Annotated in this window: 4 protein-coding genes; all 4 read left to right on the top strand. The window is 70.1% G+C overall.

Features of this window, described 5'->3' with window-relative positions; all coding sequences use genetic code 11:
- On the top strand, positions 1-1,713 hold a 1,713-nt coding region (locus tag VF697_RS12755), incomplete at its 5' end, for a GTPase (RefSeq protein ID WP_331094696.1).
- A gap of 329 nt (positions 1,714-2,042) precedes the next feature.
- The gene (locus VF697_RS12760; RefSeq protein ID WP_331094698.1) at positions 2,043-4,910 is read left to right on the top strand and encodes a serine/threonine protein kinase; all 2,868 of its coding nucleotides are present in this window, start codon (positions 2,043-2,045) and stop codon (positions 4,908-4,910) included.
- The gene (locus tag VF697_RS12765) at positions 4,907-5,911 is read left to right on the top strand and encodes a PEGA domain-containing protein (RefSeq protein ID WP_331094700.1); all 1,005 of its coding nucleotides are present in this window, start codon (positions 4,907-4,909) and stop codon (positions 5,909-5,911) included. The genes VF697_RS12760 and VF697_RS12765 overlap by 4 nt, the downstream gene beginning before the upstream one ends.
- Positions 5,912-5,919: 8 nt before the next feature.
- Positions 5,920-6,707, top strand: a 788-nt coding sequence (locus tag VF697_RS12770; protein WP_331094702.1) for a DUF4215 domain-containing protein, incomplete at its 3' end; no start/stop codon positions are given.

Genomic DNA, 6,707 nt, shown 5'->3' on the forward strand with positions numbered 1-6,707 from the left:
GACCCCGAGCACCTCGAGCCCCTCCTCTCCGCCGCCCTGGCCCTGCCGGCCTTGAAGCCCCACGCGGCCCGCCTCGAGCGGCTGCGCCGTGACTACGCGCGCGGCCTGGAGCAGAAGGACGCGCCCCTCACCGTGGCCCTCGTGGGCGCCACCGGCGCGGGCAAGTCCACCCTGCTCAACGCGCTGGCCGGCCAGTCGCTCGCGCGCGAGGGGGAGGACCGCCCCACCAGCTCCGCCGCCACCGTCTTCGCGCCCGAGGGCGTTGGCCTCGACGCGCTCTCCCAGGTGGGCGCGAAGGTGGTGCGCTACACGCCGGGCCCTCGGGGGCTGTGGAGCGGCCAGGTGTTCATCGACACGCCGGACCTCAACAGCGTGGCCACCGTGCACCGCGAGGTGGCGCGCGGAGCGCTGGAGCGCGCGGACGTGGCGCTGGTGGTGATGCACCGGGGGAGCGTGGCCGAGGCCACCCAGGTGGAGTTCCTCACCGACTTCGCCCGGCGCCGCGCGCTCGTGTTCCTCATCAACTTCGCGGACGAGCTGTCCGCCGACTCGCGCGAGGCCCTGAAGTCCCAGGCACGCCGGCTGGCGGCGGAGCAGTACGGGCTGGCGCTGGAGTCCGTGCCCGTCTTCGCCATCAGCGCGCGGGCGGCGCAGCGGGGGGAGGACCCCTCGGGCGAGTTCGGCCCCCTGCTCTTCCATCTCAAGTCCCTGGCGACGCAGGCGGTGGCCGAGCGCGTGCGGCGCGCCAACGCCCAGGGCGTGTTGGAGGAGCTCACCTCGCGGGTGGAGGGCGCGCTGAAGGACACGGAGGACACCCTGGCCCGGGCCCGGGCCGCGCTGGAGTCGGGCCTCGGACGGGCCACCGAGGGGCTGAAGGCGGACTTCGACACGCGGCTGACGCTGGCCCAGGGCTTCCTGGCCACGGAGGTGCGCAACCAGGCGGCGGGGCGCTTCTGGGGCCCGGCGGCGTGGGGCATGCGGCTGTCCTTCGTGGGAGCGGGAGGACTGGGCGCGGCGACGCTGGTGGCGCGGCGCAGCCTGCCGGTGGGACTGGCGGTGGCGGCGACCTCCACGGTGCTGGACGCGGTGCGGGACAGGACGAGGGCCCGCGCGGCGGAGACGGCGGTGGTGGAGCCCTTCGAGGACGACATCTCCGTGGAGGGAGCCGCGCGCGCCGCGCTGACGGAGGCCCGAGCCCTGGCGCATGCGAGCGGACTGTCCCCAGAGGTGCTGGGGCTGCCGGACGTGGAGACGCTGCTGGAGGAGTTGAAGTCCGCGCGGGCGAGCGCCTGGCGCTACACCGTCACCACGGCGGTGGCGGAGGCGGTGGCCGGCTGGTGGCGCACGGCGCGCTGGCTGTTGCTGCCGCTCATCAACCTGCCCCTGCTGGGGCTGCTGGGACACGTGGGCTACCGCGTGGTGCGCGCGTACGTGGAGGGCCCGCTGCTGGGCGTGGACTACTTCCTCAACGCGGGAGCCCTCTTCGCACTGCTCGCGGGGGCTGGGGCGCTGCTGGCCTCGGCGAGCCTCGCGGGCACCACCCGCGCCGTGCGTCGCGCGGGCCGCGAGCGCTTCATCGCACTGCTGGGCACGCTCGGCGGCCGGCTGGGAGACACGGTGCAGGACAGCCTCCGCCCCGGGCGCGAGGCCGCCCGCGCGGTGCTCCGCTCCGCCAAACAGCTGACACACGTCCTGCACTCTGGTCGGGGGTAGGCGAGGAAGCGGCAATGGCCATCATGTCAGTGTTGCCCCCAACCTGACACGCAAGGCCCCCCGAGCCTCGTCATCCCCATGACGGTTCGCCGAGCCGAGCACGCGAAGAGAGGCGCCTCCCCATGCGCGCGAAACGTGACATCCTGAACTGAGGCCCCGCGCTCGAGCGGAAGGTGGGCCCCCGTGCGCCCTCGCGCGATGGCTGGGTTCCCGCCCGCGTCCGAGCCCTCTCGTTTCACTCAAAGCACCTGCTTCATCCCCGCTGCCTCGGCGCTTCATCGCGCCGTGCCGCATCCGTTTCCTGTGTGTCCCGGGAAGGCCGGCCCGACATGTCCAAGAACGCTTCCGCGCACTCACGCGCAGCCCACGGCGACTCGAGTCCCTCCTTCAACGAGCTCAAGCCCGGCACGCGCATCCACCATTACGAGCTCATCCGGGAGATTGGCAGCGGTGGCATGGGCACCGTCTTCCTCGCCCGTGACACCCGGCTCGGCCGCCGCGTGGCCATCAAGTTCCTGCACACCCAGGACTCGAGTCTCACCAAGCGCTTCATCCTCGAGGCCCGAGCCACCGCGCTCTGCAGTCACGAGAACATCGTCATCATCTACGAGGTCGGCGAGCACGGCGGCGATCCCTTCATGGTGCTGGAGTACCTCCAGGGCCAATCGATGAGGAAGCTCATCGGCAAGCAGCGTGTCCCGCCCGCGCGCGCCGTGGAGCTGATGGTGCCGGTGGTGCGAGCGCTGGCCTGTGCCCACGAGCAGGGCATCGTCCACCGCGACCTCAAGCCCGAGAACATCCTCGTGACGGACTCGGGCAGCATCAAGGTGCTCGACTTCGGTATCGCCAAGGTGCTCCACGGCGAGGAGCAACCCGTCGGCGTCTCCACGGACACCTTCGTGGGAAAGCTCCTCGATGAGGAGGCCGGCGAGCTCACCCGCCGCGGCGCCATCCTGGGAACGATGGCGTACATGTCCCCGGAGCAGTGGGGCAATGGCGTGCCCATCGACCACCGGACGGACATCTGGGCCGTGGGCATCATGCTGTTCCGGATGCTCTCGGGCAATCACCCGCTGGGGACGCTGAGTGGCCCCCAGCTCGCCGTCACCGGGTTGCTCGACGAGCCCATGCCGCGCCTGCGCGACGTGGCGCCGGACGTCCCGCCGGAGCTGGCCGCCGTCGTCGACCGCTGCCTGCTCAAGCACAAGGAAGCGCGCTTCCCGGACGCCCTCTCGCTGCTCCGGGCCCTGGAGCCCTTCCTGCCCGGGCGCTACTCGCGCGAGCTGCGCATCGACGAGAGCCCCTACGCGGGCCTCAGCTCCTTCCAGGAGGCCGACGCGGACCGCTTCTTCGGCCGCTCCCGGGAGATCGCCGCCCTCGTCAACCGCCTCCAGGACCAGCCGCTGCTGGCCGTCGTCGGCCCCTCCGGCACGGGCAAGTCCTCCTTCGTGCGCGCCGGTGTGGTGCCGGTCCTCAAGCGCTCGGGCGAGACGTGGGAGTCACTCGTCATCCGCCCCGGGCGCAGCCCGCTCTCCGCGCTGGCGGGAGTAATCGCGCCGCTCGTGAACTCCTCGACCAGTGTCGAGGAGGACATCCGGGAGCAGCACAAGCTCGTCGAGCACCTGCGCGTCGAGCCCGGCTACGTGGGCAGCGTGCTGCGCAGCCGCGCCCGGCGCGAGCGCCGCAAGATTCTGCTCTTCATCGACCAGTTCGAGGAGCTCTACACCCTGGTGCCGGACGCCCAGGAGCGCCTGGCCTTCACCGCGTGCCTCTCGGGCATCGCGGACGATGCCACCTCGCCCATCCGGCTGGTGCTCTCCATTCGCTCGGACTTCCTGGACCGGGTGCCCGAGGACGAGCGCTTCATGGCCGAGCTGAGCCAGGGCCTCTACTTCCTCACCCCGCCCAACCGTGAGGGCCTGCGCGACGCGCTGGTGCAGCCCGCGGAGATGGCCGGCTACCGCTTCGAGACTCCGGCGATCGTCGACAACATGCTGGAGCACCTGGAGTCCGCCCAGGGCGCGCTGCCGCTGCTCCAGTTCGCCGCCACCCAGCTCTGGGAGGCGCGAGACCCCTCGCGCAAGCTGCTCACCCAGAGCGCCTACCAGTCGATTGGAGGCATCGCCGGTGCGCTCGCCAGCCACGCCGACAGCGTGCTCACCGGGATGACCACCCCGGAGCGCACGCTGGTGCGGGCGCTCTTCCTGCGGCTCGTCACACCCGAGCGCACGCGCGCCATCGTCTCCGTGGACGAGCTGCGCGAGCTGACGAAGGACACGGGGGAGATGCAGCGGCTCATCGACCACCTCGTCCAGGCGCGTCTGCTCGTCGTCCAGACGGGAGGTGGCGCCTCGGGCGCGACGGTGGAGATCGTCCACGAGTCGCTGCTGCACAGCTGGCCCGCGCTGCGCCGCTGGCTGGAGGAAGGCCAGGAGGACGCGGGCTTCCTGGAGCAGCTGCGCAACGCGGCCCGGCAGTGGCAGGCGAAGCACTTCGACAACAACCTGCTGTGGCGCGGCGAGATGGTGGAGGAGGCACGGCGCTTCCAGCGCCGCTATCGTGGCGAGCTGCCCCAGGTGCAGGCCGACTTCCTCGAGGCCGTCTTCTCGCAAGCGAAGCGAGCCACCCGGGTGCGGCGGGCGCTGTTCATCGGCTCCACGGTCTTCCTGGGGCTGCTGGTCGTCGCGGCGGCGGTGGCGCTGGTGATCATCCGCAACTCGCAGCAAGAGGCCGAGCACCAGGCCCAGGTGGCGAAGGCCGCCGAGGTGACGGCGCGCAACGCGGAGCAGGCCGCGCGCGATGCGGCGGCGACAGCACGCGCGGCGGAGGCCGAGGCCAAACAGCGCCTGGCCGAAGTGCAGGCCAAGGAGCTGGAGCGCCAGAAGGCGCAGCAGGCGGCGGAGCTGGCCAACGCCCGGGAGGCGCTCACCAACGAGGAGCTGCGCCGCAAGAACGACGAGCTGCAGTTGGCGCTCCGGAAGGCCCAGATGGAACAGCGTCGCGCCCGACTCGCCCGGCTGCGGGCGGAGAGGAACGCGACACTGGCACGCGAGGCCAAGGAAGAGGCCATCCGCGAGGCGAAGGAAAAAGAGGAGCTGATGCGGCGCGAGCAGGAGCGCATCCGCCTCCAACTGAAGCAGCTCGGCAGTCCCATCGCCGAGGAGCTGAAGGGAATGAACCCCGGAGAAGGACGATGAACAAGGCCCCGTCTGGTATCGCCATGACATGGGTGTTGCTGACGCTGTGGGTGACTCCGGCGGATGCCCAACGACTCCAGCAGGGGCTGGAGAGCTCGGGACCCGCCCCCTGGGCCCGTGGCACCTCCCGCAAGGACCAGCAGGCGGCGTATGAGCTGTTCAAGGCAGGCAACGCCTTGCTCAAGGAGTCCATCCTCACCAAGGCTGTCGAGAAATACCGCCAGGCGCTCCAGCACTGGAACCATCCGGCCATCCACTACAACCTGGCGCTGGCGCTGATCCCCCTCGATCAGCCCGTCGAGACCCACGAGCATCTGGTGGAGGCCATCCGCCATGGCCCGGAGTCCCTGGAGGCCGGGCTGTTCGAGCACGCCAGCAACTACAAGGCCCTCGTCGAGAAGCAGCTCGTTCATCTGACGCTCACCTGTGATGAACCCGGGACCACCGTGACGCTGGATGGGGATCCTCTCTTCACGGGACCTGGACGCTACGAGAGGCTGATTCGTCCCGGCCTCCACAGCATCATCGCCCGCAAGGAAGGCTATCCGACCCTCGACAAGAGCCGGCACCTCACCTCGGGCGAGCAGGTGAAGCTCCAGTTGAAGATGTACCCCTTCGAGTACCGGAGACGGTGGGCCGCGTGGATGCCCTGGACGGTGCTGGGGGCGGGGTTGGCCGTGGGGGCGGGCGGTGGCTGGATGCACCTGCAGACTCGCAAGGACTACCTCTCCTTCGATAACGGAATCGAGACGTGCGGCGTCAGCGGCTGCCGGCCAGCGCCGCGGCTCGCGGCGACGCGAACGCGCGGGGACCGTCTGCAGCTGGCGGCCTTCGGCTCCTATGCCCTGGGCGGAACCGCGCTCGTCACCGGCGCGGTGCTCCTCTACCTCAACCAGCCTCGGCCCTACAGCGGCGACCCGGCCCAAGGAGAGGAGACGGTGAACGTCACTCCGCTCCTCGGCGGTGACACGACCGGCGTCCTGGCCACCTTCCCCTTCTGAGGTGCACGATGAAGCGAGCGAGCCTCTTTCACGTCCCCCGTGGTGTTGTCGCCACACTCGCGGTGTCCCTCCTGTCCCTGCCGCTCCAGGCCTGCCTCGAACCCACGAGTGTGACCTGCGCCTCCGGCTGGGTCTGCCCCGTCGGGCAGCAGTGCGCGGCCAATCAAGAGGTGTGCATCGTCGACAATTGTGGAGACGGCATCCTCCAAACCGACGAGACGTGCGACGACGGCAACATCCGCGATGCCGATGGCTGCAGTCGGACCTGCAAGTCGGACGAGACTTGCGGCAACGGGGTCACGGACATCAAGAGCACGGTGGATACAACGAACGCGGAGGCGTGCGACGACGGCAACAACCTCGACGGAGATGGCTGTAGCTCCGACTGCCTTTCCAGCGAGTTCTGCGGCAACGGCATCGTGGACGTCGCCAAGGGCGAGAAATGCGACGACCGCAACAACGTGAGCGGCGATGGATGCAGCGCCGACTGCCTGTCCACCGAATACTGTGGCAATGGGTACCCGGACAACGCCAAGGGCGAGAAGTGCGACGACGGCAACAACGAGAGTGGAGATGACTGCAGCGGCGACTGCAAATCCTTGGAGACCTGCGGCAACGGCATCGTGGACATCGCCAAGGGCGAGGTCTGCGACGACCGCAACAACACGGACGGAGACGGGTGCAGCGCCAACTGCAAGTCCAACGAAACCTGCGGCAATGGCATCAGGGACGTCGCCATGGGCGAGGTCTGCGACGACCGCAACAACACGGACGGAGACGGGTGCAGCGCCAACTG

The organism is Archangium sp. (genome assembly GCF_036388035.1).
GTDB lineage: Bacteria > Myxococcota > Myxococcia > Myxococcales > Myxococcaceae > Archangium.